Below are 24,479 nucleotides of genomic sequence, written 5' to 3'. Positions count from 1 at the left end.
CCCGATCCGCCGCTCATCCGGTCGGGGCGACGCCTGCTCTCCGGTCCGCCGGGCCGGAACGGACCGCCGTCCGGCCCAGCCCGAGGTCCTCCCGGATGAACCGGGCGCCCTGCTCGCCGATCATGATCGTCGGCGCATTGGTGTTGCCGGTGGTGATCGTCGGCATGATCGAGGCGTCGACCACGCGGAGGCCGTCCAGCCCGCGCACCCGCAGTCGAGGGTCGACCACGGCGCCGTCGTCGACGCCCATCCGGCAGGTCCCGACCTGGTGGTGATAGGTCACCGCGCACCGACGGATGTAGTCGATCAGCTCGCCCTCCTCGGTGACCTCGGGGCCGGGGTGGACCTCGGTCGCGCCCCACCCCTCGGCGAGGGCGGGCTGGGCGAGGATGTCCCGGCACTGCCGCAGCGAGAAGAGCAGCGCCTCGACGTCAGCCGGGTCGGAGAGCGCGGCCAGGTCGATGCGCGCCGGGTCCTCCAGCCCGGGGCCGGAGAGCGTGATCTCCCCGCGGCTGCGCGGCGCGACGAGACCGGAATGCAGCGTGAAGGCCGTGCCCTCGACCTCCTCCATGCCCGGCGAGTACATCGGCACCGCGAAGAAGATCGGCTGGGTGTCGGGGACGGTGAGGTCGGGCCGGCTGCGGGCGAACAGGTGGGTCTGGGTCACCGAGACTCCGGGCCTCGGCGGGTCGACCTCCCGGGAGGTCGAGACCCCGATCACCGGCGCGAGCAGGTGGTCGTGCAGGTTCTTGCCCACGCCCGGCATGTCGCGCACGACGTCGACGCCGGCCTCGCGCAGCTCCTCGGCCGGGCCCAGGCCGGAGCGGAGCAGGATCTGCGGCGAGTCCAGCGCCCCGGCGCAGAGGACCACCTGGTCGGCGCGCAGCTCGCGCTCCTCGCCGTTCTTCCCCAGGCGCACGCCGACGGCGGCTCCGTCCTCGACGATCACCGAGTGGACATGGGCCCCGGTGAGGATGCGGAGCCGATCGCGCACCGGTTGCAGGTGCGCCTTCCAGGTGTTGGCCCGCTCGCCGTCGCGGATGGTGACCTGCTGCTGGGACACCCCGTCGAGCGTCTCGCCGTTGTAGTCGGAGTTGTACGGGACGCCGGACTCCACGGCGGCCTCGACGATCGCCCGGTGGATCGGCTCGAGCGGATAGTCTCCGTCGACGACCAGCGGACCGCCGGTGCCCCGCAGCTCGTCGGCGCCGGAGGAGGAGTCCTCGAGCGCCCGGTAGATCGGCAGCACCTGCTCCCAGGACCAGTCCGGCCCGCAGTCGACGGCCCAGCCGTCGAAGTCGCTCGGCGCGCCGCGGACCCAGATCGTGGCGTTCAGCGCATGCGATCCGCCGAGGACCTTCCCGCGCGGAAGATGCATCGGCTGACCGGCGGTGCCCTCCATGCCGACGGTGTAGTAGTCCCAGTCCTCGGGACCGTGCCAGAGCTCTCCCATTCGGGAGAGGTCATGGATCGCCGGGTTGTGATCCTCCCCGCCTGCCTCCAGCAGGGTCACCGCGACGCCGGCGTCGACGAGGCGGCGGGCGACCACGCAGCCGGCCGACCCGGCTCCGACGACAAGAGCCGTGGCTCCCGGGCCCGACGCGGCCCCCGGTGCGGTGCTCGGCCGCGCCCCGGGAGTCGGGCCGTCGACGCCGTCGACACCGTCGGCGAGCGTGCTGGCGGGGATTCTGGCGGATGACGATGTCATGGCAGAGGGCTCCTCCTCAGTCGGTCCGCCCCGGGACGGGCGGATCAGGTCGCATTCCACTCTCGGCGCACCCCCGACCCCGGCGATTGTGATTCACTGCACACTGCCTTGCAGAGGATGCACGATCTTCATTCCGTGGCATGCATCACCGCCCCGTAACCTGCGTTCATCCGCGGAATAGCGCCGATCCCGGCCCCGTTGGCGTCTCCGTGCCGCGGCGGGAGATCGACGGCGCCGCATCGCGCCGAGCCCGCCGCACCGCCTGTGACCACGACGTCGAACGGAGCCGAAGAATGTCCGCCACTGCGGAGACCGCCGAGAAGACCCGCACCCGCCGATTGCCGCGATGGATGACCTCCTTCGGCAACCAGATCCTCGCCGCCCTGGTCGTGGGCCTGGGCGTCGGGTTCATCGCCCGGTCGATGGGCGGCGACCAGGATGACCCGAACTGGCTGACCACCACTGTCAGCGAGGTCGGCGGCGTCTACGTCTCGCTGCTGACCGCCGCAGTGGTGCCGCTGGTGTTCACCGCCGTTGTCACCTCCATCGCCCAGCTGCGCCAGGTCACCAACGCCGCCCGGCTGGCCGGCCAGACGCTGCTCTGGTTCGCGATCACCGCGTTCATCGCGGTGCTGCTGGGCCTGGCGATCGGCACCATCGGCCGGCCCGGCCAGCACACCGGCGTCGAGGCCGACGCCGCCGCGGCACCGTCGAGCCAGGGATCCTGGCTGGGCTTCCTGGACTCGATCGTGCCGGCGAACTTCATGGGCCTGACCGCCGAGTCCTCCCCCGCCTCCTCCGGCGCGGTGGAGACCGACCTGACATTCAACGTGCTGCAGATCCTGGTCATCTCCATCGCCATCGGCATCGCGGCGATGATGATCGGTCCGAAGGCCGAGCCCTTCCTGGACGTCACCTCCGCGATGCTCGCGATCATCCAGAAGGTGCTGTGGTGGATCATCCGCCTGGCCCCGATCGGCACGCTGGCGCTGATCGCCCGCGCCGTCGCCACATACGGCTGGGACGCGCTCTCCTCGCTGGGGGTCTTCGTGCTGTGCATGTACGTCGGCCTGGCGCTGGTGTTCCTGGTGGTCTACCCGATCCTGGTGCGCAGCAACGGGCTGGCGGCCAAGCAGTACTTCACCGGCGTGTGGCCGGCGGTGCAGCTCGGCTTCGTCTCGCGCTCCTCAGTGGGCACGATGCCGCTGACCCAGCGGGTCACCGAGCGCAACCTCGGCGTGCCGCGCTCCTACGCCTCCTTCGCCGTCCCGCTGGGCGCGGTCACCAAGATGGACGGCTGCGCCGCCCTGTACCCGGCGATCGCCGCCCTCTTCGTCGCCCAGTTCTTCGGCCTGGACATGAGCATCACCCAGTACGTGCTGGTCGTCTTCGTCTCGGTGATCGGCTCCGCCGCCACCGCCGGCACCACCGGGGCGACGGTGATGCTCACACTGACGCTGTCCACGCTGGGCCTGCCGCTGGAGGGCGTGGGCCTGCTGCTGGCCGTCGAGCCGATCGTCGACATGGGCCGCACTGCGCTCAACGTCGCCGGTCAGGCGCTGGTTCCGACCATCGTGGCCAAGCGGGAGGGCATCCTCGACCACGGGCTCTACTCGTCCCGCCGCACCGGCCTGCCCTTCGACGACGAGGCCGAGGAGGGCTCCGCGGACGCCGCGGACTCTTCCGAGGACACTGCGGACTCCGGGGGCTCCTGGGACGCCGTGGACGCCGCGGAGGCTCCCGCCGCCCGCTGACCCGCTCATCCCACCCTTCCCTGCCATCGAGCGGGGGATCCACTACCGCTGTGCCGCCGATTCGGCGATGCAGCAGTAGTGGATCCCCCGCTCGATGCGTCGAGGACCCTCAGACGGGAGCACCCTGCCGCCGCAGCGCCGTCCGGACCATCGCGACGGCGCCGCGGAAGCCGGCGCGCAGATCCTCCCGGTGGAAGCAGAGCACCACCCACCCGGCGGCGCGGAAGACGTTGTCCCGGTGCTGGTCAGTACGGTGCCGCTCCGGGGTGTAATGCGTCTCGCCGTCGTACTGGATCGCGATCTTCCACTCGGGATAGGCGAGATCCGTCGGCGGCGACAGCGGATCGCTCGGATCCGCCGGCACCTGCAGCGCCGGCTCCGGGAGCCCGGCGTCGACCAGGGCCAGCCGCAGCAGGGTCTCCGGCGGCGAGTCCGCCCCGCACCGCACCTCGTCCAGCCCCGCCAGGGCGCGACGGCGCCCGCGCACTCGGCGCGTGCCCGCGAGCACCTCGGACAGGTCGTCCCTCGTCGCGAACGGCTCGGCCCGCCCCTCGTAGCGTGCGTAGGGTCGGCGCACCAGCTGATCGCCGAGCACCACGAGCTGCCGGATGGAGCAGCTCGCCGCCAGCTCCAGCCAGGTCCGCGCGGGCGAGCTGGCGCGCACGCCGTCGAGCGTCACGACGTCATGGCCGCGCACTGTGCTGCGGTGCCCGACGACGCCGGCCCGCTCGACGCGGGTGTCCGGCGTCGGCGCCTGGCTGAGATGGATCCGGTGATCCTGCTCCAGATGCGGCGGCAGGTGGAGTCCGCGCATCCGCGCCGCGGTGGTGTGCGAGAGCCAGGTCTCGGGCGCCTCGGCCGCCAGCGCGCGGGCCACGAGCAGGTCGCGGTCGGCGGGCGGGACCGAGGCGACGAGTGCGGCCGGCGCGTGGACCCCGGCGCCGAGGGAGACGACGTCGTCGTAGGTCAGCCGTCGCGCATCGACGCCATGCCGGCGCGCCTGGTCGAGGGTGAATGCCCGATCCGACAGCGCGGCGGGCAGCGGGAGGCGGCGAGGCTGGCGACGAATCACGCCACGAGTCTGGACCAGATGCTCGTCGTCGCGCTGACGTTCTCCACAACCCCGCACCGAACGGGGGATCCACTACCGCTGTGCCGCCGATTCGGCGATTCAGCAGTAGCAGATCCCCCGCTCGATGGAGGAGGAGCGCCCCGGCTCACCGGGCGAGCGTCAGCCGCGGCACCTCCGGCGGGTCGAAGCCCAGCACCTGCCCGTAGAAGCTCAGCGACGCCTCGAAGCTGGTGATGATGTTCTCCGCCTTCCGGAAGCCGTGCTGCTCGCCGGCGAAGAGCAGATAGGCATGCGGGATGCCCTTCGCCGCCAGCGCGTCGCGGAAGCGCTCGGCCTGGCTGGGCGGCACGATACGGTCTTCCTCGCCCTGGAGCAGCAGCACCGGGCAGCTCAGCGTGTCCACGTGGCTCAACGGCGCCCGCTCGCGGTAGACCGCGATCTCCTCCGGGTACGCCCCGATCATCTGGTCCAGGTAGCGCGACTCGAAGTCGTGGGTGTCCTCGGCCAGCCCGACGGCGTCGGCCACACCGAAGCTCGACACCCCGGCGGCGAAGACCTCGGTGCGCGTCAGGCAGGCCAGCGTGGTCCACCCGCCGGCGCTGCCGCCCTCGATCGCCAGCCGGTCCCCGTCGGCGATCCCCTCGGCCACCAGATGCCGCATCACCGTGACGGTGTCCTCGACGTCGACCACGCCCCACTGCCTCTTCAGCCGGTCGCGGTAGGCCCGGCCGAATCCGGTGGAGCCGCCGTAGTTGATGTCGACGACGCCGATGCCCCGGGAGGTCCAGTAGGCCACCGCCGGCGAGAGAGCGACGGCGGCCTGTGCCGTCGGGCCGCCGTGGACCTGGGCGATGTACGGCGGCAGCTCCCCCACGGGCCCGACGATGCCCTGGTGCCGCGGCCGGTAGAGCACGGCGTGGACTTCCTGGCCGTCCTCGGCGGTCACGGTGATCGGCTCCGGGACGGGCAGCAGGCCCGGATCGGGGGCGTCGCGGCGCGAGGAGCGCAGCGTGCGCAGTCCGGTGATCCGCCAGCCGTAGCCGTCGTTGACCAGCCTTCCGGCCTGCACGCCGAGGAACTGCTCCGGCGAGGCCCCGGTGAAGGCCACCAGCCCGTCGTCGCGGACGACGGCGCCGGCGACGGCGGTGTGCGGCACCTGCAGCTCGGCCACCGCCCCGGTGGAGAGATCGAGGACCCCGAGCTGGTCGACGGCGGTGCCGTGCCGGATCAGGGCCGTGTCCGGGTCGAGCAGTGTCAGCCATTGCTCGCCGAGCTGCCAGAGCGGGCCGGCATGCTCGCGCTCCTCGCGCAGCAGCTGGGTCGTCCCGGTCCCCACCGACCAGCCCCAGGGGTTCCACCAGCCGGAGCGGTCGGAGAGGTGGACCAGCCGGTCGGCGTCGCGCCACTCCGGCTGCAGCACCGAAGTGTGCTCGTCGCCGTCGATGACCTCCTCCTCGCCCACGACGCCGTCGACCAGCCGGCCGACGTGCAGCTGCGTGCCGTCCCAGGGCATCTGCGGATGCTCCCAGGAGATCCAGGCCAGTCGCTCGCCGTCGGGAGCGAGGCGCGGATGGGCGACGAAGCGCGACGCCGGCGTCACCCGCCGCACGCGGGAGCGATCCTCGGCGGCGGAGCCGTCCAACGGCACGGCGGCGACGTAGCGTTCGATGTGCGGAGCGCCGTCGGGGCCGCGGCGGTCGGCGGTGTGGTCCTCGCAGATCCACCAGACCTCCGTGCCGACGCCCGCGGGGGTCTGCCGGCCGGGGACGACGACGGGCTGCGCCCAGCGCAGCGACGGGCCTCCGGCCGAGGCGACGTCGGGTCCGACGGGGCTGAGCGGCACCGGCTCCTCGCCCTCGCGGAAGCGGTGGATGCGCTGGTCGGCGCAGTTCACGAAGAGCACCAGCGGCGCCTCGGAGCCGTCGTCGAGCAGCTCGGCCGGCACGGCCGCCCAGGCCGACCCGCCGTACTCGTGCACGCGGGAGCGGGCGTCGAAGGGTGCCGGCAGCACGGTGACGACGTCGACGTCGGACGCCTCGTCCTCGGCCGCGACCGGGCCGGCAGTGCGCACCAGAGTCTGGCGGCCGCCTTCGTCGGCACGTCCTTCGACCCACCAGAGATGGTCGCCGACGAGGCTCGGCGCCGAGAGCCGATGCCCGCCGACGGCGAGCTGCTCGGCGGTGATCGCCGAGGGCCAGGCGCCGTGGGACAGCACGCGCGCCGAGGATGTTGCAGAGGTCACATGCGAGGCCATGCCGCCAGTCTAGGGGCTGGCCCCGGATGCTCGCCGAGCATGAGCCGAGCGTCCGCTCTCAGTCCTCCGCGTCGCGGCTCTCCGTCGGCTGGTCGTCGGCTCCGCGCGGGGCGCCGGAGGCGTCGCGTCCGGTCTCCTGCGGATCGCCGAAGCGGTCGGCCGCCGCGGCCTCGCGGGCGCGCCGCTGGCCGGCGCCGATGCGACTGGGCACGATCTCGGCCGGATTCACCTCGCCGGGGAACTCGACCTCGGTCCCCTCCTGCTCGGCCTCGACCGTCGAGCGGTACTTCATCCGGCGCATGCGCTTGGCCAGGTCCCGGACGACGAGGATCAGCAGCACTGCGACCAGCGCGGTGAAGAAGAAGCCCTCCGGGCCGGGACTGATGTCCGTCTCCTCCAGCCCGGGGCGCAGGTCGGGCGACTCGCCGCCTCCGCCGAGGGCGAGGGCGGTCGCTGCGGGTAGATGAAGCACGGGTCTCTCGCCTCTGGGTCAGCCGTCGGTCAGCGGCCGGCGCGCGCCGGCCCGGGACACCAAGTCTACGCCTCCCGCGCGGAGCATTCAGCGCAGCCCGGCGAAGAGGTCGTCCTCCGGCGCCGGCGACTCCACGCGGGATTCGACCAGGATGTAGTCGTCATAGGGCCAGATCCGCCGCAGCAGGTCGTTCGGCGTGGCGAAGAAGAAGCTGCCCGGGGCGACCTGGGTCCGATGGGCCAGCAGCGCCCGGTCGCGGTGCTCGATGAACGGACCGATCGGCACCTGGGTGGTGACCTCATGCTTGGTCAGCCACGGCATGGCCTCAGGGTCCTCGAAGCGCGCCAGCCGGTCGCCGAAGGGCGACTCCATGCCCGCCTCCTCCAGCGCCTCGTGGATCGCCCGGAAGCGCACCGGATTGAAGGCCTTGTCGTAGTAGAGCTTCTGCGGCGCCCAGGGCTCGCCGACGCCGAGATAGCGGTCCGGGTCTCCGGCCGCCTCGAAGGCCTCCTTGGCGATCCGGTGGGACATGATGTGGTCCGGATGCGGGTAGCCGCCGGACTCGTCGTAGCCGACGATCACATGCGGCCGGAACCGGCGCACCAGACGCACCAGCGGCAGGGCGGCCTGCTCGAGCGGCAGGTCGGCGAAGCACCCGGCGGGCAGCGGCGGCATCGGGTCGCCCTCGGGCAGTCCGGAGTCCTCGAAGCCGAGCCAGACGTGCTCGATGCCGAGCTCCGCGGCGGCCCGGGCCATCTCCTGCCGGCGCAGCCCGGGCAGGTCGCGGTGGAGCTGCGGGACCTCGGCGACCTCCTCGTTGAGCAGGTCGCCGCGTTCGCCCCCGGTGGCGGTCGCGACCATGACGCGGGCGCCGGCGGCGGCGTAGGCGGCCATCGTCGCCGCGCCCTTGGAGGACTCGTCGTCGGGGTGGGCGTGGACGGCGAGCATCCGCAGGCCCTCCGACGGCGGCACGGTGGCCGCACCGGCCTCCTCGGCGTCGGCGTGCAGTCCGGCGTCGGGATCGAGGCGCGTCACCGGAGTCATGGTGGGCACGTGGTCTGCCGGCTGGTCTGGCGTCGGGGTCACTGCTCTCTCCGTGGTCTCGAAGTCGTGTCGAATCGGTCGATGGCGTCGCGGCGGGTCTCGGCGGAGCGACCCGTCGCGCGGTGCAACAGCACAGCGCGCGAAGTTCATCCCGCCGCGCCGCGTGACGCGGACGACGCCGGCTGCGCCCGCCGCGCCGCGGGACGTCGCCGCACGGCGTCGCGGCCGGGCGGACACCTGCGCCGACCCTCTAGACTATGCCTGATGAGCCGAGCCGCCGATCCCGCCGTCCTCGCCGAGCGCTACGGCCCCGTGCGCCGCGGCCCGTCCCGCCGCCTGCGGACCGTGCTGATCAGCCTGGCGCTGGTCGCCGCGCTGGGCCTGGGCATCTGGGTCGCCGTGGAGGGGCCGAGCAGCCTGCCGGAGTCCAAGGACGTCGGCTACGACATCGCCTCCGACTCCGAGGCCTCGGTCGACTTCGAGGTCACCAAGGAGTTCGACTCCACCGTGCGCTGCCTGGTGCAGGTCCTCGACGACTCCTACGCAGTGGTCGGCGCCACGACTGTCACCCTCGGCCCGCACACCGGCGACGACGTCTCCGAGCGGACGCAGAGCTTCACCGCCGACCTGCGCACCGAGCGCCGCGGGGTGACCGGCCTCGTCGAGTCCTGCTGGACGGTCGAGGCGTGAGGAGCCACGCTCCGCCGCGACGGGCCGCGCCGCTGATGCTCGCCGTGGTGCTGAGCGTCGCCGGCGCCCTGACGCTCTCCGGCTGCGCGGCCGGGGCCGGAGACGACGCCGACGACGCCGACGGGCCGGTGGTGCTGGCCGCCGCCTCCGCCGAGCCCGCGCTGGAGCGGCTGGCCGCCGACCCGGACGTCGCCGACGGCGTCTCGGCCATGACCCCGGAGTACGCCGGCACCTCGACGCTCGTCTCGCAGATCGAGTCCGGCCGCTCCTTCGACGTCGTGGTCAGCGCCTCGCGCCGTCACATGACCCGATTGCAGGACGGCGGGCACGTCGGGGACGGCCCGCTGCCCGTGGCGACCAACCGCCTCGTGCTCGCCGTGCCGGCCGAGAACCCCGGGGAGATCGAGAGCTTCGCGGACTTCGCCGACCGCTCCGCGGAGCTGACCACGGCGATCTGCGCCCCGCAGGTGCCCTGCGGCATGCTCGCCGAGACGCTCTCCGAGGAGCTGGCGCTGGATCTGCACGCCGACACCGAGGAGACGTCGGTCGCCTCGGTGCTGTCGAAGGTCAGTCTCGGCGAGGTCGACGCCGGGCTCGTCTACCGCACTGACGCCGCGGCCGCCAGCGAGGACGTCCGGGCCCTGGAGGTCCCGGAGCACGACGGGGGCACCAATCAGATGTGGGCCGGCCTCTCCGCCGCGCCGACGCGTCCGCAGGCCGCCGAGCAGCTCCTCGGCGAGCTGGCCTCGGGGGGCGGCCGCGCGGCCTTCGAGGAGGCCGGCTTCCTGCCGCCGCCGGCGGCCGAATCCGACGACGGCGCGGATTCCTGAGCATGGCCTCACGGTCACCCCGCCTCCGCTCCCGCCCGGCGATACCGGTGCTGCCGCCGGCGCTGGGCGTGCTCGCGCTGCTCGGCGCCGCGCTGCTGGTCGGACCGGTCGTCGCGCTGGTGCTGCAGGCCGATCTGCTCGCCGTCCCCGATCTGCTCGGCGGCGACCGGGCGCGCGACGCGCTGGTGCTCAGCCTCTGGACCGCCGGAGTCTCGACGCTGATCTGTCTGCTGCTCGGCGTCCCGCTGGGTCTGCTGCTCGGGCGCGGGAGGAGCCCGCTGCTGCGCTGGCTGCGTCCTCTGGTGCTGCTGCCGCTGGTGCTGCCGCCGGTGGTCGCCGGCGTCGCCCTGCTGGCGGCTTTCGGCCGTGCCGGGATCCTGGGCGGCACGCTCGAGCTGCTGGGACTGCAGATCACCTTCACCTCCGCGGCGGTGGTGTTGGCGCAGAGCTTCGTCGCGCTGCCGTTCATGGTGCTCTCGGTCGAGTCCGCCGTCCAGGGCGTCGCCCGCGAGTACGAGGAGGCCGCCGCCACCATGGGCGCCGGTCCGCTGGCGACGCTGTGGTGGGTGGTGCTGCCGCTGATCCGCCCGGCCCTGACCGCCGGAGTGGTGCTGGTCTTCGCCCGCTGTCTGGGCGAGTTCGGCGCCACACTGGCCTTCGCCGGATCGGCCCCGGGCATCACCCGCACCGCGCCGGTGCAGATCTACCTGCTCCAGCAGTCCGATCCGCGGGCGGCCGCGGCGCTGGCGACGGTGATGATCGCCGCGGCCCTGGTCGTCGTCGCCCTGGTCCACGGTCCCGCCCGCGGCTGGTTCCGTCCGCGCGGCTGAGCCGACGTCAGGCCCGACACGAGCGTCGCAGATGCCCGGAAGCATTGAGTCGCGGGCCGGATCCGCACTATCCTGGCGGTGTACGCAACACCACCCCGCCGGGGACGGCCCGGGCCGATGCCCGGGACCGCTGATCCTCAGGCGGGGTCTTTGCATGCACGACGAGGAACCTGACGGCATCGTTCCGACGGGGCTCCCGAGCCGCCGCGGAGCGGTGCCGCTCGCTGTGGCACGGCCCCGCGCGGCGAGGCCCGGGCCCCGGCCGAGGAGAACGGCACGGGTTCCTCCCCGAACCGAGGAGAAGACTGTGTCGACGAACACCCACGAGACCGACCCCAACGCCCAGTGGCTCACCCAGGAGGCCTACGACCGGCTCCAGGCCGAGCTGAACCACCTCCGCGGTCCCGGCCGGCAGGAGATCGTCGACAAGATCGAGGCCGCCCGCGAAGAGGGTGATCTGAAGGAGAACGGCGGCTACCACGCCGCCAAGGACGAGCAGGGCAAGGCCGAGGCCCGCATCCAGTACCTGACCCAGCTGCTGGAGAAGGCCTACGTCGGCGAGGCTCCGGCCGGCGACGGCACCGTGGTGCCCGGGATGAAGGTGACCGCCTCCGTGGCAGGCAACGAGATGACCTTCCTCTTCGGCAATCGCGAGATCGCCGGAGACTCGGGCATGGACGTCTACTCGCCCGATTCCCCCATCGGGCAGGCGATCAACGGCGCCGAGGTCGGCGACACGCTCAGCTACGCCGCCCCGAACGGCAAGGAGATCCCGGTGGAGATCAAGGCCTCGGAGCCGTTCACCGGCTGATCGATCGTCGGAGCGACGCCGCCGGCGACGCCGACGACGCGCTGCGGGCCCGGTGCTCCGTCCCGAGGGACGGGGGCCCGGGCCCGCAGCGCGTCGGAGCCTCCTGCCGCCGCGCCCGACGCGCGTCGGGGCTCGCCGGCCGGGAAAGCGGCCGGCCGGCTCAGGCCCAGCCGTCGAGGTCGCTGGCGTTGTCCTGGCGTCGCTTCCCGCGGCGGACGCTGCGCCGGGCGGCCCGCGAGCCCGGCCGGCGTCCGCCCGTCGTGCCGGCGTCGTCGCCCTCGGCGGGGGCTCTGCGCCGTGCCTCGCGGTTCTGCATCCAGCGGCCCATCAGCCAGGCGGCCCCGGCCAGCGCCGCGAGGCTCAGCGCCCACATCACGCCGGTGAGCACCATCAGCAGCATGTCGCCGGCGGCCGAGGTCTCCGACGGCGCCTGCTCCGCCGTCGTCGCCGCGCCGAGGGCGAGGACGTCCGTGACCGCGTCCATCAGTTCAGCACCATCGGCTCATAGCCCTCGGCACGCAGGCTGTTGAGCACCAGGGAGGAGTGCTCGGCCCCCTTGGTCTCCATGTTGATCACCAGCGCGACGTCTCCCATGGACAGCTCGCCGCCGATGCGCGTGTGGTCGACGCCGATGACGTTGGCGTCGGTCTCGGAGACGATCCGCGAGATCATCGCCAGCTCGCCGGGACGGTCCTTGAGCATCAGCTTCACCGTGAGGAAGCGGTCGGCCGCCGAGAGACCCCGCTGGATGACCTTGAGCATCAGCATCGGGTCGATGTTGCCGCCGGAGAGCACCGCGACGATGTTCTCCGCCTCGATGCCCAGCGCCTCCAGCTTGCCCTCCATCAGCGCGGCCACGCCGACGGCCCCGGCCGGCTCGACGACCATCTTGGAGCGCTCCATCAGGAAGATCAGCGCCTCGGCGATGGCGTCCTCGCTGACGGTGACGACCTCGTCCACCAGCTCCTTGATGATCTCGAAGGGGATCTCGCCGGGCTGGCCGACGGCGATGCCGTCGGCGATGGTGCGCACGCCCTTCAGCGGCACCAGCGCGTCGGCGGCCAGCGACGGCGGGTAGGCCGCGGCGTTCTCCGCCTGCACGCCGATGATCCGCAGGCGCCGGCCGCGCCGGGCGGCCTCCTGCTTCAGCGCCACGGCGTTGCCGGCCAGCAGGCCGCCGCCGCCGATGCCCATGATGACCGTGTCGACCTCGGGCTCCTCGTCGAGGATCTCCAGGCCGATGGTGCCCTGGCCGGCGACGACGTCGGTGCTGTTGAACGGGTGGATGAACACCGCCCCGGTCTCCTCGGACCGGCGCTGCGCCTCGGCCAGCGCCTCGTCGACGTTGGAGCCGTGCAGCACCACGTCGGCGCCGTGGTCGCGGGTGGCGGCGAGCTTGGGCAGCGCCACGCCGCGCGGCATGTAGATCGTCGCCGAGATGCCCAGCTTCTTCGCCGCCAGGGCCACGCCCTGGGCGTGGTTGCCGGCGGAGGCGGCGACGACGCCGCGGGCCTTCTCCTCGTCGCTCAGCCGGGACATCCGCACGTAGGCCCCGCGCACCTTGAACGAGCCGGCGCGCTGCAGGTTCTCGCACTTCAGGTGCACGGTGGCGTTCATCCTCCGCCCCAGCGCCCGGGAGTGCTCCAGCGGGGTGTGGACGATGACCCCGTCGAGCAGCTCGCGGGCGGCGCGGACGTCGTCGAGCGTGACGCTCAGCCCTTCGCCCGGCGGCGTCATGGCGGAGTCGTTCTCAGTCTGGATCATTCCTCATCCTCAGCGTGTCGTCGGTCCTCGTCGGCGCCGCCGGAACGGTCGGCGGCGCGGCGGGTCTCGGCATCCCCGGCCGCCGCGCGGCGCGGCCGACGGACTGCGTCGGGGTCCCCGGAGGTTCCAGGCTCTCCGGACTCCCCGCGGGCCGCGCGCCGTTGGGGGTCGAGCGCGGGCACCGTCTCCTTCAGTCGGCGCTTCAGCCCGGCCAGGGCTTCCTCGTCCGCGGTCTCGTCGAGCTCCGGCGGCGCCTCCCGCCGGGCCGCCTCGAGGCGCTGTTCATGCTCCATCGCCAGGGCCACGTCGTCGTGGCGCCACTCCTCGCGCACGAGGTAGCGGGTGGCGCGGTTGATGAAGGCCAGCACCGGCACGGCGAAGAGCGCGCCGACGATGCCCAGCAGCGTGGTCCCGGCGGTCACCGCGAGCACCACCGCCAGCGGATGCAGCCGCACCGCCTTGCCCATCACGATCGGCTGCAGCACGTTGGACTCGATCTGCTGGACCAGCAGCACGACGCCGAGCATCAGCAGCGCATTGATCGGTCCGTTGGCCACCAGGGCCAGGATGATCGCAATCGCCCCGGTGACCACGGCGCCGACCACCGGGATGAAGGAGCCGAGGAAGACCAGCACCGCCACCGGCAGGGCCAGCGGCACATGCAGGATCCAGGCGCCGATGCCGATGCCCACGGCGTCGACGGCGGCGACGAAGACCTGCACGCGCACGTAGGAGCCCAGCGCCGTCCAGCCGGTGCGGCCGGCGCCGTGGACGGCCGGGCGGAACTTGCTCGGGACGAATTGCACGCCGAAGCGCCACAGCCGCTCGCCGTCGGCGAGGAAGAAGATCAGCGTGAACAGCGCGAGGATGAGGCCGACGACGATGTTGCCCGCGGTGGAGCCGATGCTCACCGCGCCGCCGAGCAGCGTCGAGGAGTTGTCCTGCAGGTACTGCTGGGCCTGCTGCAGCCACTGGTCGAACTCCTCGGTGGAGACGGTGATGCCCAGCTGCTGGCCGGCGTCCTCGGCCATGCGTACCAGTTCCAGCACGCCGGTGCGGACCTGCTCGGTCATCTCCGCGAAGCCCTGGACCAGCTCCTGACCGACCAGGTACAGCAGGCCGTTGACGACGGCCAGCAGCAGCAGGATCGACGAGATCGAGGCCAGCAGCGCCGGGAACTTCAGCCGACGGAGGAAGTCATGGATCGGGCGCAGCAGCGTGGCCAGCAGCGCGGCGATCAGCAGCGGGATGATCAGCAGCTTGACGAAGCTGAGCAGCCAGAGGAGCACGCCGGTGAAGGCGAGGATGAGCAGCACCCGCCAGGACCACGCCGCCGCGATGCGCACGCCCCAGGGGATGTCCTCCTGGATGCGGCTCTCGTCGGACACGTCGACGTCCTCAGGCGGCGCCGGCGGCGCGGCCGGCGTGGAGAACGAGCTATCGTCATCTCGAGTCATGCGTTCCATAGTGACACAGGCGACGCCCGGCACTCCGGACGGCACGAGCTGCCTCCTCCTTCTCCTGTGCGGCGCCGAGGCGCGATCCCGGACCGACCGGTCCGGGCCCGGCCTCCGGGGCCATGCACTGCGGGCCCGCCCCCGCAGGTCGATATGCGGCGAGCGAGCCCGGAGTGCGGCGGCGGGCCAGGCCCGCCGGGACGATCACTCCGCCATGGAACGGACGATCGCGATGATGCGGAGCAGCTCGATGTACAGCCAGACCAGGCTGACGGTCAGCCCGAAGGCCGCCGCCCAGCCGAAGCGCTTGGCGACGCCGGCGTCGACGCCCTCCTGGATGTTGGTGAAGTCCATCACCAGCGAGTAGGTGGCCAGCAGGATGCCCAGCGCGCCGAGCGCGAGGCCCAGGAGCGGCATCTCCCCGCGCAGGCCGAACATCGAGTCGGTGCCGCCGAACATCATCAGCCCCACGTTGACCAGGCTGAAGACGAAGTACGCCATCCCGGCGACCATGAACATCTTGGTCAGCTTCGGCGTGGCCCGGACCTTGCCGGAGCGGAAGAGCGCGAGCACCGAGCCGAAGACGATCACCGTGCCGAGCACCGCCTGCAGCACGATGCCGGGGAACTGCATCTCCAGCAGCATCGAGATGCCGCCGAGCAGCAGCCCCTGGCAGGCGCTGTAGGCCAGGATGAGCGCGGGGTTCGGCTCCTTCTTGAACGAGTTCACCAGGCCGAGCACGAGGCCGCCGAGCAGGCCGACGACCACCAGCACCATCAGCAGCGCCGGCGACGTCGCGCCCACGGTGACGCTGACGCCGGCGCCGAGCAGCACCACCAGGAAGCTGACCAGCGTCTTGCGGATGACGTCGTCGTAGGTCATCGGCTCCAGGTCCTGCGGAGCCGCCTGCGGCGCGGCGACGCCGCCCTGGCCGGGCATGCCGTGCTGCTGCGCATAGGGGCGGTCGTCCTGCTGCGGCTGTTCGGTGACCTGGCCCCGCTGGTCCATCGTGAACCGGCGACGGCCGCGCTCGGAGAACTGCTGCGGGAACGCCTGCGTGTTGAAGATCGGGTTCGACATGTTCGGGCCGGACTCCTATCGGGCTCGTCTGCCTCAGGATGATCGCCCGCGGACGCGGGCGATGCTCTGCCCCCAGTCTACCGCCGCGGCGGCGTGATGCACGTCGCCGCCCACCGGTCGACCCTGCCGCATGCGCGGGCGCGCGGCGGAGGATCCCGCGCCGTCGGCCTCGTCAAGGCCGGCTGGTGTCCGCGGCGCGGCGCCCGTAGGATTTGAACGCCGTTCAAACCCGACCGCTCCGGCGGCCCGACCCCGCCGACCGGAAGAAGGACTCCGATGCCCTCCACCGCGCCGCAGACTCCGACGACGCCCGCCGCCTCGGGCGCCCCCGCCCCGCAGGCACTCCGCCCCGGCACGGCCCGCGACGACGGCGGAGTGAGCCGCTCGGTGCGCGGGATCGCGCGGATGGCCGTCTTCGCCGCGCTGGTGGCGGTCCTCGGCCAGCCCTTCGCGGTGCCGGTGATCGCCGGCGTGCCCATCACACTGCAGACGCTGGGCGTCATGCTCGCCGGCGCGGTGCTCGGACCCTGGCGCGGCGCCGGCGCGATGGTGCTGCTGCATCTGCTGGTCGCCGCCGGCCTGCCGCTGCTGAGCCAGGGGTCGGGCGGACTGGCCGTCTACGCCGGGCCGACCGCCGGCTATGCGCTGGGATGGATCCCCGGGGCGCTCGTCGTCGGGGCGATCGTCCAGGCCGGCTGGCCGCTGCGGCTGTGGCGCACGGCGGCGGGCACGGTGCTCGGCGGCGTCGCCGTCATCCACGCCTGCGGCATCCCGGTGATGGCCTGGCAGCTGGGACTGAGCCTGCCGCAGGCCGCAGTCTCCTCGGCCGCGTTCGTGCCGGGCGACCTCGCCAAGGCCGTCGCGGCGGTGCTGCTCACCCACACGCTGGCCCGGGCCTACCCGACGCCCTTCGAGCACGCCCGGCGCCGGCGGGGCTGAGCCCTCAGAGATGGCCTCCACCCCGCTCATCCCGCTGCACCGGCCCGGCGACTCGCCGGTGCATCGGATGCCGGTGCCCGCGAAGTTCGCCGTGCTGCTGGCGCTGGCCCTGGCGCTCTCGCTGCGCCGCGAGGATCCGTGGATCGTCGCCGCCGCCTGGGCGCTGGCCGTCGTCGGGCATCTGGCCTCGGGCGCCCCGACCGTCGCGCTGCTGCGCCGGCTCTGGGGGCTGCGCTGGCTGGTGCTGCTGCTGACCGTCCCGCAGCTGATCTTCCTCACCGGAGCGGAGACGGCGCTGAACGTCGCCCGGGTGACCGGGCTGATCCTGCTGGCCGGGCTGCTGACGCTGACCACCAGCACCGAGGCCGTGCTGGACGCCGTCGAACGGGCGCTGCACCCGCTGCGACGCCTCGGCGTCGACCCCGAACGGGTCTCGCTGGCGCTGTCGCTGACCATCCGCTCGGTGCCGACGATCCTGGGATTCCACGCCGAGATCCGGCAGGCCCAGCGCGCCCGGGGCGCGCGCGGCGGCCCCTGGACGACGATCATGCCGCTGCTGGTGATGACGCTGCGCCACGCCGAGCGGACCGCCGAGGCGCTGACCGCACGCGGCGTGCGCTGATCGTCAGCCGGCCGGCTCCTCGCCGGTGAAGGTCTGCAGCCGCCCGCACATCCCGAAGAGCCGCGGCCCGGGGCGAGGTTCGCCGCGGACGACGGCGGCCCGGCCCAGATGCGAGCCGTCGCCGGCCTGCAGCGCCTCCAGATGCTCCCGGGTCCGCGCAGTCTCGGCCTCGACGGTCGCCTCCCAGATCTCGCGCCAGCGCTCGACGCGCGGGCGGACCAGCTCGACGGCGCGAGCGTGCAGCCGCCCCAGCGCCTGCGGCCCGTCGCGTTCGACGGCGGCGATGTGCTCGCGGCAGCCCTCGATGGCCAGATCACGCCGGGCCTGCGCGGCCCGTGCGCGCTCCTGCTCGTCACCCTCGGGCAGCGCGACGGCCTCACCGTACGCCTGCGGATCCGCGAGGATCTCGTCGGGGAAGGTCAGCACTGCGTCGCCGGCCTCGGGGAGTCCGGCGTTGGACATCACCACGTTCAGCTGCAGATCCCCGTGGTTGACCAGCCGGTGGACGGTGCCGGGGGTGAACCACAGCAGCGAGCCGGCCTCCAGCCGGTCGCGGGCGAAGCCCTCCGCGGAGAGCGTGTGGACCTCCCCGGTGCCGCCGGTGACCACATAGGCCTCAGTGGAGACGGTGTGCAGATGGGGCGAGCCGCCGTGCAGCCCGTCGGGGGTCTCCCAGTCGTAGACGCAGAGCCGGCTGACCGAGGTGCCGCCCGGGAACCGCGGCAGCGCCCGCTGCACCGGCGTGCTGCCGCTCGGCGTGCTTCTGCTCGCAGGGGTGCTCATCGCAGCGCGAACTCCTTCCCGATCTCCTCGCGCGCGGCGGGCTCGAGCTGCTCGGCGACGAAGACGAACCGATGCCTCAGCCGCAGCACGCCGCGGTCCGGCAGATGGATCTCCTGGTCGAAGGCCGGCGACTGGCTGGTGACGGTGAAGATCCCGGTGCGGGTGAACCACCGGATCGGCGGGACCTCGACCGGCCCCTCCGGACCGGAGGCCTCCGAGGCGCCGGCGAAGGCCATGACAGTGCCGCCGCCGTCGATCTCGTCGTGCGGGGAGCTGAAGGCGACCCAGTCGGCGATCGCGCCCATGGTGTTCTCCTCGCCCGCTGCGCCGGCGGAGTTGACCACCTGGCAGCCGGTCCAGGAGCGCGGACCGCGCCAGAACCAGCCGGTGTAGCCGGCGCTCGGCCGGCCCGCCGTCGTCGGGCTGCCCATCGGCAGCGTCTCGCCGGATACGTTGGTCAGAGCCGTCTCCAGGTCGATCGCCCAGAGGCCGCGGGCGGCGTCGAGCGAGTGGATCCGCTGCACCCGGTGCTCGTCGAACCAGTGCTCGTCGCGGGAGGTGATCCACTCGAGCGTCTCGTCGAAGACCACCTCCTCGCCGGAGGACGGCTCGGCGGCGAACCCGGTGTGGCGCATCGTGCCCAGGTTTCCGCGCATCTGATACCCGTCCTCGACGTGGAACGTCGGGCCGCCCCAGAAATTCTGGTCGGCCACATGCGACCAGGTGAACTGCAGCCCGGTGTGCCAGCGGTGGTCGTGCGGCCGGCGCACCGCCGCGTCGCCGCCGTCGAGGAAGCGCAGCGGGTACAGGTACGGCTTGGGCGCCTCCTCGGCCGGAGTGTCGGGACGGATCACATAGCGCAGGATCTCGGTGCCGGCGGCGGAGACGGCGATCTCCTCGTCGGTGCGAGTGACGTCGAAGGTCTGGCTCATCGGGCGGGCTCCTCGGCGGGGGTCGGGACGGCGCCGGCGGTGTTCTCGGCGACGCGGTAGTCATGGGCGGCGTCGTGCATGCCGGCGTAGTAGGTGCCGGCGCGGGTCAGCTCCGCACGACGGACGGGACGCCCGGTCTCGGCGGACTGGTACAGGGCGGCGATGAACTCCAGCACCCGCCGGCCGTCGTCGCCCGAGGCCCGCGGGCGCACTCCGGCGGCCATCGCGTCGAGCAGCTCGCCGAGCTGCCGGCGATGCGACGAGGGCACGTCCTCCTCGGGCGTCCAGTCGGCGGGGACCTCCTCGCCGACATGCGGGGCCGGAGTCCAGGTCCAGGAACTGTTGTCATAGCCGTAGAGGTGCTCGACCTCGACGGTGGCGTCCTGGAAGTCGAAGCGCAGGTAGGAGACTTCGCGCGGGGAGAGCACCGAGTTGACCACTGTCGCCAGCGCCCCGGAGGCCAGCCGGACCGTCGCCGCCGAGACGTCCTCGGTCTCGACGTCGCGGTCCAGCGCCGCGGCGGTGGCCGAGACCTCGGTCCAGTCGCCGAGGACCTCGAAGAGCAGGTCCATCTGGTGGATGCCGTGGCCCATCGCGGGGCCGCCGCCCTCGGTCTCCCACTTCCCGCGCCAGGCGACGTCGTAGTAGGAGTGCGGGCGGTACCAGAGCGTGTTGCACAGGGCGACCAGCGGTCGTCCCAGCGTGCCGTCCCGCACATGGCGCTTCAGCCGCTGGGCGCCGGAGCCGAAGCGGTGCTGGAAGACGTAGGAGGCGTAGGGGCCGCCCTCGCGCTCCAGCGCGGCGACCTCGTCGTACTCGGCCAGCGTGAGCATCGGCGGCTTCTCGCACCAGACCCAGGCGCCGGCACGCAGCCCCTTCATCACTCCCTCGCGGTGGGCCGAGGGCGGAGTGCACAGCACCAGCAGATCCGGCCGCTCTGCCTCGAGCAGCTCGTCGATGCCGCCGTGGCGGCCGGGGATCCCCCACTCGTCGGCGACCCGGGTCACCCGGTCGGCGTCGACGTCGGCGAGCCCGACGACCTCGACGCGGTCCCCGTGGGAGGCCAGTGTGGGCAGGTGCGCTCCGGTGGCGATCCCGCCGGCGCCGACGACGCCGACGCGGACGGTGCTGGATGCGGCTGACATGCGTGCTCCTCGCAGTGGATGTGCTCGATGGTCGGGTGCCGCGTCGAGAGACCGCCCGCAGTCTTCGACGAGCATGTGTGACCGATCACATGACCGATCGCCTCCGAGACTAGAGAGGCCCCGGACGCACTGTCAACAGAATTCTGTCATCCCGGCCACATCGACGGGAGCGCCCTCCGACCCGTCCTCCCGCGCCGCACGGATCCGCCCGGCGCGCCGATATGCTCGACGGTCGGCGCGCCGACCGGCCCGGACCGCGCCACGGAGAGACACTGCCCCCGTGACATCCGACGCCTCCTCCGGCCGCCGGTCGACCATCCATGAGGTCGCCCGGGCCGCCGGCGTGTCCCACCAGACGGTCTCGCGCTATCTGCGCGGACTCGGCCCCTTCCGCCCGCAGACGATCGAGCAGGTCGAGGCGGCCATCGAGGAGCTCAACTACCGGCCGAACACCATCGCCCGGTCGATGCGCACCCGGAGGACCGGCGTGCTCTCCGTGGTGCTCCCCTCCCCCGTCGAGCAGATGCCCACCCCGATGCTGGCCGCGGCCGGCGAGGTCGCCCATCGCGAGGGCTTCCTCATGGAGATCGCCGTGGTGGAGGGCTCGCCGCAGGAGCGGGCCGCCCGAGCCCGGGAGCTGATGGACTCCGGGCGCGTCGAAGGCGTGCTGTCGCTCAGCGGCCTGCCCGGCCTGGAGGAGTCTCCGCGGTCGGCGACGACGGCGGCGCTGGCCGTGCTCGGCCAGTACGACGACCGGCTGCGCGGCATCGGTCCGCTCGCCGACGCCTCGCTCGTCGCCGAGATCGTGCGCCGGCTCGCCGCGATGGGACACCGCCGCTTCCTGCACGTGCAGGGGCCGCAGGAGTGGGCCTCGGCGGCGGCCCGCCGGCAGATCTTCGAGGAGACGATCGCCGCGGACGGACTCGAGTCGCACGGCGTCGTCGGCGGCGCCTGGTCGCCCGAGACCGGCCACGCCGCGATCATGGAGCTGGCCGAGGACAGCGGCGTGACCGCCGTCGTCGCGGCCAACGACTACGTCGCCTTCGGCGTGATGCGCGCCGCCCACGAGCGCGGCTGGCGCATCCCGGAGGACCTGAGCGTGGTGGGCTGGGACGACCTGGGCGTGAGCCGCTACGCCGTGCCGGCGCTCTCCACCGTCGCCGCCGACCGGGCCGGCCAGGGACGCTTCGCCATGGAGCGCCTCATCGCGCTGGTCCGCGAGCAGGACCCGCCCACCGTGATGCCGGAGATGAACACGCTGCTGCTGCGCGAGTCGGTCGGCCCCGCGCCGCGCCGCTGAGTCGGCACGGTCGCCGGTCTTCCCTCTTGACGCGCGAAATGTGATCGGTCACAGTATCTCTGTGAGACACATCACAACACTCGGGAGGACCTGCCCCATGCACCGCTCTCTCCACCGCCGCCTCGCCCCCGCGGCCGTCCTGGCGGCCGGGGCCCTGCTGCTCTCCGGCTGCGGCGCCGGATCCGCCGCCGACGGCGACGGAGACGTCACGCTGCGCTTCTACTGGTGGGGCCACGACGGCCGGCACGAGAACACCCAGGAGCTCATCGACATCTATGAGGAGGAGAACCCCGGGGTCACGATCGAGCCGGAGTACTCCGACTGGTCGGGCTACTGGGACCGGCTGGCCACCCAGACCGCCGCCGGCGAGGCCCCCGACGTCATCCAGATGGATGCGCTCTACCTCCGCGAGTACGCGGAGAACGGCACGCTGCTGGACCTCTCCGCCATGGACTTCAGCGGCCTGGCCGCAGGCGTGCGCGACGCCGGCGCCACCGACGACGGTGTCTGGGCCATGCCGCACGGGATGACGGTGATGACGCTGGCGGCCAACGACTCGATGATCGCCGACTCCGGCGTCGAGCTGCCCGACGACACCTCCTGGACCTGGGAGGACTTCAGCGGGTACGCCGCCGAACTCGCCGAGGCCACCGGCGAATACGGCGTCAGCCCGGTGCTCGAGTCCGCCGGGCTGCAGACCTGGCTGCGCCAGCACGGCAAGCAGATCACCACCGACGCCGGCGAGCTGGGCTTCGAGCCCGCCGACGCCGCCGAATACTTCCAGTTCCAGCTGGACCTGCTCGCCGAGGGCGGCTACCCGCCGCCCTCGGCCTCGGCCGAGGAGCAGCCGCCCGGATCCGCCGAGCAGTCGATGAACGGCCGCGGCGAGGCCGTGATGGGCACCTGGTGGGACACGATGATCGGCGGCCTCTCCGAGTACGCCGACTCGAGCTTCACCCCGCTGCGCATGCCCAGCACCGACGGCGACGGCGACCACCGGATGTTCTTCAAGCCTTCGATGTTCTACTCGGGCTCCTCGAGCACCGAGCATCCCGAGGAGGTCCGCGACTTCATCGCCTTCCTCGCCACCTCGGACGAGTCGGCGGAGATCAACCTGACCGACCGCGGCATGCCCGCCGCCGAGGGCGCGCTGGAGACCATCCGCGACGAGCTCACCGAGCAGGAGCAGGTCCTGGCCGACTACGCCGCCGAGCTCGACGCCGAAGTCGGCGACCCCACGCCGATCCCGCCGGAGGGTGCCTCCGGCTTCCCGGACCACATCTACCGCTACTCCCAGGAGGTGCTCTTCGAGCGGCAGACGCCGCAGGAGGCCGCCGAGGCGATGCACGCCGAGATGCAGGCCGACCTCGATCAGCCCGGCTGAGCCGGTCGCCGCGACAGGCCGGTGCCCCCACTGGGATTCGAACCCAGACTGTGCTGATTTTAAATCAGCTGCCTCTTCCGATTGGGCTATGGGGGCCGAGACGCGCACGGCGGGCCGCCGTGCGGATCCATCGTAGATCCGCCGCGGCGGCCCGCCGTCGTCCTCGGGGGTCCTCATCGCCCACCCCGCCCGCCGGCGACCGGAGAAGCAGGTCAGGCAGAGGCCGGAGGAAGAATCACTTCTTCTTCGCCCGGGCGGCGGCCTTCTCGAACTGGCGACGCGGAGACTCCAGGTCACGCAGCGGGGTGATGTCGCGGCCGAAGATCAGTTCGTTGATCCAGTTGCTCGCCACGCGGGCGGTGCGCTCCACCGTGGGGATGGCCAGGCCGTGGTAGCCGCGGTGGGCCAGCCAGGCCGGGAAGCCCTTCAGCTTCATGCCCATCGGGTTGCCCACGCCCTGGTAGAGGCCCAGCCCGGCGACGGCGCCCAGCGACTCGTGCTTGTACTCGGTCGGCGCCTCGCCGGCACGGGCGGCCAGCAGGTTCTTGGCCAGCATCTTCGCCTGCCGCAGGGCGTGCTGGGCGTTCGGCACGCAGAAACCGCCCGGGCCGGCGCCGGTGAGATCCGGCACGGCGGCGACGTCGCCGGCGGTCCAGGCGTGCTCGATGGGCGCTCCCTCGTCGTCGACGATCTGCAGCGTCGCGGAGGCCTTCACGCGGCCGCGCTCGTCGACGGGGAAGCCCGAGGAGTTGCCGACCTCGTTGGCGGCCACACCGGCGGTCCACACCAGCACGTCGCACTCGAAGCGGTCGAGCTCGGACTTGTCGGCCATGTTGATCAGCTGCAGCTCGCCCTCGGTCGCCGAGCCCAGCGAGGTGTTCAGCAGCACTTCGATGCCGCGCGAACGCAGGTGCTCGACGACGCCCTCGGCCTGCTCCTCGGAGACCTCGGGCATGATCCGGCCCATGGCCTCGACGAGGACGATGCGCACGTCCGACTGGCTCAGCCGCGGATTGGCGTCCACTGCGGACCGGATGAGGTCCTCCATCTCCGCGATGCACTCGATGCCGGCGAAGCCGCCGCCGACCACGGTGAAGGTCAGGGCGCGGGCCTTGGCCGCCTCGTCGGTCATCGTCGAGGCCGCCTCGAGGTTGTCGAGGATCTGGTTCCGCACGTAGACGGCCTCCTCGATGGTCTTCAGCCCCACGCCCTGGTCGCCCAGCCCCTCGATGGGGAAGGTGCGGGTCGTCGCGCCGGCGGCCATGACGATGTCCTGGTACGGCAGCTCGACGACCGATCCGTCGTCCAGCTCGACGACTGCGCCGCGCCCTTCGTGGTCCACGGCGGTGACCGTGCCGACGACCACCTCAGTGTCCTTCAGGTGCTTGCGCAGCGAGACGATGGCGTGGCGAGCCTCGATATGTCCGCCCACGACCTCCGGGAGGAAGGGCTGGTAGGTCATGTAGGGCAGCGGGTCGACCAGAGTCACGACCCCGCCGGCCTCCTTGACCTTCTTCTGCAGCTGCTGCGCGACGGTCAGGCCGACGTAGCCGCCTCCGACGATCAGCGTGCGCGGTTTGTCTGAAAGCTTCTGCGAGGTTGCCATGG

General features: G+C 72.6%; 22 protein-coding genes and 1 tRNA gene. 9 read left to right on the top strand and 14 right to left on the bottom strand.

The annotated features are described in order from the left end of the window. Positions 1 to 13 precede the first annotated feature (13 nt). The gene (locus GCL72_RS02350) at positions 14 to 1,708 is read right to left on the bottom strand and encodes a GMC family oxidoreductase (protein ID WP_153143105.1); all 1,695 of its coding nucleotides are present in this window, start codon (positions 1,706 to 1,708) and stop codon (positions 14 to 16) included. Positions 1,709 to 2,001: 293 nt separating this feature from the next. Between GCL72_RS02350 and GCL72_RS02345 the strand changes: the two genes are divergently transcribed. After that, positions 2,002 to 3,462, top strand: coding sequence for a dicarboxylate/amino acid:cation symporter (locus GCL72_RS02345; protein WP_153143104.1), 1,461 nt, complete (start codon positions 2,002 to 2,004; stop codon positions 3,460 to 3,462). 109 nt (positions 3,463 to 3,571) lie between these two features. On the opposite strand, the gene GCL72_RS02340 is transcribed toward GCL72_RS02345, so the two are convergent. From GCL72_RS02340 to mca, 4 genes are all read right to left on the bottom strand, one after another. Beyond that, positions 3,572 to 4,534, bottom strand: a complete 963-nt coding sequence (locus GCL72_RS02340) for an endonuclease domain-containing protein (protein WP_153143103.1) — start codon at positions 4,532 to 4,534, stop codon at positions 3,572 to 3,574. Between the two features lie 145 nt (positions 4,535 to 4,679). Then, positions 4,680 to 6,788, bottom strand: a complete 2,109-nt coding sequence (locus tag GCL72_RS02335; protein WP_153143102.1) for a prolyl oligopeptidase family serine peptidase — start codon at positions 6,786 to 6,788, stop codon at positions 4,680 to 4,682. 58 nt (positions 6,789 to 6,846) lie between these two features. Further along, positions 6,847 to 7,260 carry a hypothetical protein gene (locus tag GCL72_RS02330; RefSeq protein WP_153143101.1) on the bottom strand — a complete coding sequence of 138 codons (414 nt, stop codon included), beginning with the start codon at positions 7,258 to 7,260 and terminating at the stop codon, positions 6,847 to 6,849. A gap of 87 nt (positions 7,261 to 7,347) precedes the next feature. Further along, positions 7,348 to 8,208, bottom strand: coding sequence for a mycothiol conjugate amidase Mca (mca, locus tag GCL72_RS02325; RefSeq protein ID WP_153143133.1), 861 nt, complete (start codon positions 8,206 to 8,208; stop codon positions 7,348 to 7,350). A gap of 360 nt (positions 8,209 to 8,568) precedes the next feature. On the opposite strand from mca, the gene GCL72_RS02320 reads away from it, so the two are divergent. From GCL72_RS02320 to greA, 4 genes are all read left to right on the top strand, one after another. Continuing rightward, positions 8,569 to 8,994, top strand: a complete 426-nt coding sequence (locus tag GCL72_RS02320; protein WP_170289530.1) for a DUF4307 domain-containing protein — start codon at positions 8,569 to 8,571, stop codon at positions 8,992 to 8,994. Continuing rightward, positions 8,991 to 9,824, top strand: a complete 834-nt coding sequence (locus GCL72_RS02315) for a substrate-binding domain-containing protein (RefSeq protein ID WP_153143099.1) — start codon at positions 8,991 to 8,993, stop codon at positions 9,822 to 9,824. Before GCL72_RS02320 ends, GCL72_RS02315 begins: the two co-directional genes overlap by 4 nt. A gap of 2 nt (positions 9,825 to 9,826) precedes the next feature. Beyond that, entirely contained in the window at positions 9,827 to 10,654 is an 828-nt protein-coding gene (locus tag GCL72_RS02310; protein ID WP_153143098.1) for an ABC transporter permease, read from the top strand. Between the two features lie 307 nt (positions 10,655 to 10,961). Next, complete coding sequence (greA, locus tag GCL72_RS02305; RefSeq protein ID WP_153143097.1) at positions 10,962 to 11,465, top strand: transcription elongation factor GreA; 504 nt, start codon at positions 10,962 to 10,964, stop codon at positions 11,463 to 11,465. Between the two features lie 160 nt (positions 11,466 to 11,625). Here greA and GCL72_RS02300 read toward each other — a convergent pair whose 3' ends face one another. The 4 genes from GCL72_RS02300 to GCL72_RS02285 form a co-directional block, all read right to left on the bottom strand. Next, a complete protein-coding gene (locus tag GCL72_RS02300; protein ID WP_153143096.1) occupies positions 11,626 to 11,949 on the bottom strand; it encodes a hypothetical protein in 324 nt (107 codons plus the stop codon). Continuing rightward, positions 11,949 to 13,229 (bottom strand): threonine ammonia-lyase, encoded by a 1,281-nt coding sequence (gene ilvA, locus GCL72_RS02295; RefSeq protein ID WP_211364943.1) that lies wholly within the window; start codon positions 13,227 to 13,229, stop codon positions 11,949 to 11,951. Before ilvA ends, GCL72_RS02300 begins: the two co-directional genes overlap by 1 nt. Beyond that, positions 13,226 to 14,686 (bottom strand): AI-2E family transporter, encoded by a 1,461-nt coding sequence (locus GCL72_RS02290; protein WP_153143095.1) that lies wholly within the window; start codon positions 14,684 to 14,686, stop codon positions 13,226 to 13,228. The genes ilvA and GCL72_RS02290 overlap by 4 nt, the downstream gene beginning before the upstream one ends. Before the next feature lie 204 nt (positions 14,687 to 14,890). Continuing rightward, a complete protein-coding gene (locus GCL72_RS02285; RefSeq protein ID WP_153143094.1) occupies positions 14,891 to 15,766 on the bottom strand; it encodes a Bax inhibitor-1/YccA family protein in 876 nt (291 codons plus the stop codon). A gap of 276 nt (positions 15,767 to 16,042) precedes the next feature. Between GCL72_RS02285 and GCL72_RS02280 the strand changes: the two genes are divergently transcribed. Next, complete coding sequence (locus tag GCL72_RS02280; RefSeq protein WP_153143093.1) at positions 16,043 to 16,705, top strand: biotin transporter BioY; 663 nt, start codon at positions 16,043 to 16,045, stop codon at positions 16,703 to 16,705. Positions 16,706 to 16,715: 10 nt separating this feature from the next. Next, positions 16,716 to 17,327: an energy-coupling factor transporter transmembrane component T gene (locus tag GCL72_RS02275; RefSeq protein ID WP_153143092.1), complete on the top strand. Its 612-nt coding sequence runs from the start codon at positions 16,716 to 16,718 to the stop codon at positions 17,325 to 17,327. 3 nt (positions 17,328 to 17,330) lie between these two features. On the opposite strand, the gene GCL72_RS02270 is transcribed toward GCL72_RS02275, so the two are convergent. The 3 genes from GCL72_RS02270 to GCL72_RS02260 are packed head-to-tail and all read right to left on the bottom strand — an operon-like array spanning position 17,331 to position 20,187. Then, positions 17,331 to 18,110 carry a cupin domain-containing protein gene (locus GCL72_RS02270; protein WP_153143091.1) on the bottom strand — a complete coding sequence of 260 codons (780 nt, stop codon included), beginning with the start codon at positions 18,108 to 18,110 and terminating at the stop codon, positions 17,331 to 17,333. Next, the gene (locus tag GCL72_RS02265) at positions 18,107 to 19,042 is read right to left on the bottom strand and encodes a DUF6807 domain-containing protein (protein ID WP_153143090.1); all 936 of its coding nucleotides are present in this window, start codon (positions 19,040 to 19,042) and stop codon (positions 18,107 to 18,109) included. The genes GCL72_RS02270 and GCL72_RS02265 overlap by 4 nt, the downstream gene beginning before the upstream one ends. Next, on the bottom strand, positions 19,039 to 20,187 hold the full coding sequence (locus GCL72_RS02260; protein ID WP_153143089.1) for a Gfo/Idh/MocA family protein: 1,149 nt from the start codon (positions 20,185 to 20,187) through the stop codon (positions 19,039 to 19,041). The genes GCL72_RS02265 and GCL72_RS02260 overlap by 4 nt, the downstream gene beginning before the upstream one ends. A 280-nt stretch (positions 20,188 to 20,467) precedes the next feature. On the opposite strand from GCL72_RS02260, the gene GCL72_RS02255 reads away from it, so the two are divergent. After that, the gene (locus GCL72_RS02255; protein ID WP_153143088.1) at positions 20,468 to 21,487 is read left to right on the top strand and encodes a LacI family DNA-binding transcriptional regulator; all 1,020 of its coding nucleotides are present in this window, start codon (positions 20,468 to 20,470) and stop codon (positions 21,485 to 21,487) included. 97 nt (positions 21,488 to 21,584) lie between these two features. Continuing rightward, a complete protein-coding gene (locus GCL72_RS02250) occupies positions 21,585 to 22,871 on the top strand; it encodes an ABC transporter substrate-binding protein (protein WP_153143087.1) in 1,287 nt (428 codons plus the stop codon). 22 nt (positions 22,872 to 22,893) lie between these two features. Here GCL72_RS02250 and GCL72_RS02245 read toward each other — a convergent pair. Beyond that, positions 22,894 to 22,967, bottom strand: a tRNA-Leu gene (locus GCL72_RS02245). Between the two features lie 139 nt (positions 22,968 to 23,106). Beyond that, positions 23,107 to 24,477 carry an NAD(P)/FAD-dependent oxidoreductase gene (locus GCL72_RS02240; protein ID WP_153143086.1) on the bottom strand — a complete coding sequence of 457 codons (1,371 nt, stop codon included), beginning with the start codon at positions 24,475 to 24,477 and terminating at the stop codon, positions 23,107 to 23,109. Positions 24,478 to 24,479 lie beyond the last annotated feature (2 nt).

Origin of the sequence: Nesterenkonia halophila, from assembly GCF_009467795.1 — a bacterium.
Classification (GTDB): Bacteria; Actinomycetota; Actinomycetes; order Actinomycetales; family Micrococcaceae; genus Nesterenkonia; species Nesterenkonia halobia.
The sequence above is the reverse complement of the archived record's forward strand: the minus strand, read 5'-3'. Positions and strand labels throughout refer to the sequence as shown.

Bases quoted from the DNA above. Each gene is read 5' to 3' on its own strand.
- GCL72_RS02350 (WP_153143105.1), bottom strand. From the start codon at position 1,708: ATGACATCGTCATCCGCCAGAATCCCCGCCAGCACGCTCGCCGACGGT.
- GCL72_RS02345 (WP_153143104.1), top strand. From the start codon at position 2,002: ATGTCCGCCACTGCGGAGACCGCCGAGAAGACCCGCACCCGCCGATTG.
- GCL72_RS02335 (WP_153143102.1), bottom strand. From the start codon at position 6,788: ATGGCCTCGCATGTGACCTCTGCAACATCCTCGGCGCGCGTGCTGTCC.
- mca (WP_153143133.1), bottom strand. From the start codon at position 8,208: ATGCTCGCCGTCCACGCCCACCCCGACGACGAGTCCTCCAAGGGCGCG.
- GCL72_RS02320 (WP_170289530.1), top strand. From the start codon at position 8,569: ATGAGCCGAGCCGCCGATCCCGCCGTCCTCGCCGAGCGCTACGGCCCC.
- GCL72_RS02310 (WP_153143098.1), top strand. From the start codon at position 9,827: ATGGCCTCACGGTCACCCCGCCTCCGCTCCCGCCCGGCGATACCGGTG.
- GCL72_RS02300 (WP_153143096.1), bottom strand. From the start codon at position 11,949: ATGGACGCGGTCACGGACGTCCTCGCCCTCGGCGCGGCGACGACGGCG.
- ilvA (WP_211364943.1), bottom strand. From the start codon at position 13,229: ATGATCCAGACTGAGAACGACTCCGCCATGACGCCGCCGGGCGAAGGG.
- GCL72_RS02290 (WP_153143095.1), bottom strand. From the start codon at position 14,686: ATGACTCGAGATGACGATAGCTCGTTCTCCACGCCGGCCGCGCCGCCG.
- GCL72_RS02285 (WP_153143094.1), bottom strand. From the start codon at position 15,766: ATGTCGAACCCGATCTTCAACACGCAGGCGTTCCCGCAGCAGTTCTCC.
- GCL72_RS02280 (WP_153143093.1), top strand. From the start codon at position 16,043: ATGCCCTCCACCGCGCCGCAGACTCCGACGACGCCCGCCGCCTCGGGC.
- GCL72_RS02275 (WP_153143092.1), top strand. From the start codon at position 16,716: ATGGCCTCCACCCCGCTCATCCCGCTGCACCGGCCCGGCGACTCGCCG.
- GCL72_RS02270 (WP_153143091.1), bottom strand. From the start codon at position 18,110: ATGAGCACCCCTGCGAGCAGAAGCACGCCGAGCGGCAGCACGCCGGTG.
- GCL72_RS02265 (WP_153143090.1), bottom strand. From the start codon at position 19,042: ATGAGCCAGACCTTCGACGTCACTCGCACCGACGAGGAGATCGCCGTC.
- GCL72_RS02260 (WP_153143089.1), bottom strand. From the start codon at position 20,187: ATGTCAGCCGCATCCAGCACCGTCCGCGTCGGCGTCGTCGGCGCCGGC.
- GCL72_RS02250 (WP_153143087.1), top strand. From the start codon at position 21,585: ATGCACCGCTCTCTCCACCGCCGCCTCGCCCCCGCGGCCGTCCTGGCG.
- GCL72_RS02240 (WP_153143086.1), bottom strand. From the start codon at position 24,477: ATGGCAACCTCGCAGAAGCTTTCAGACAAACCGCGCACGCTGATCGTC.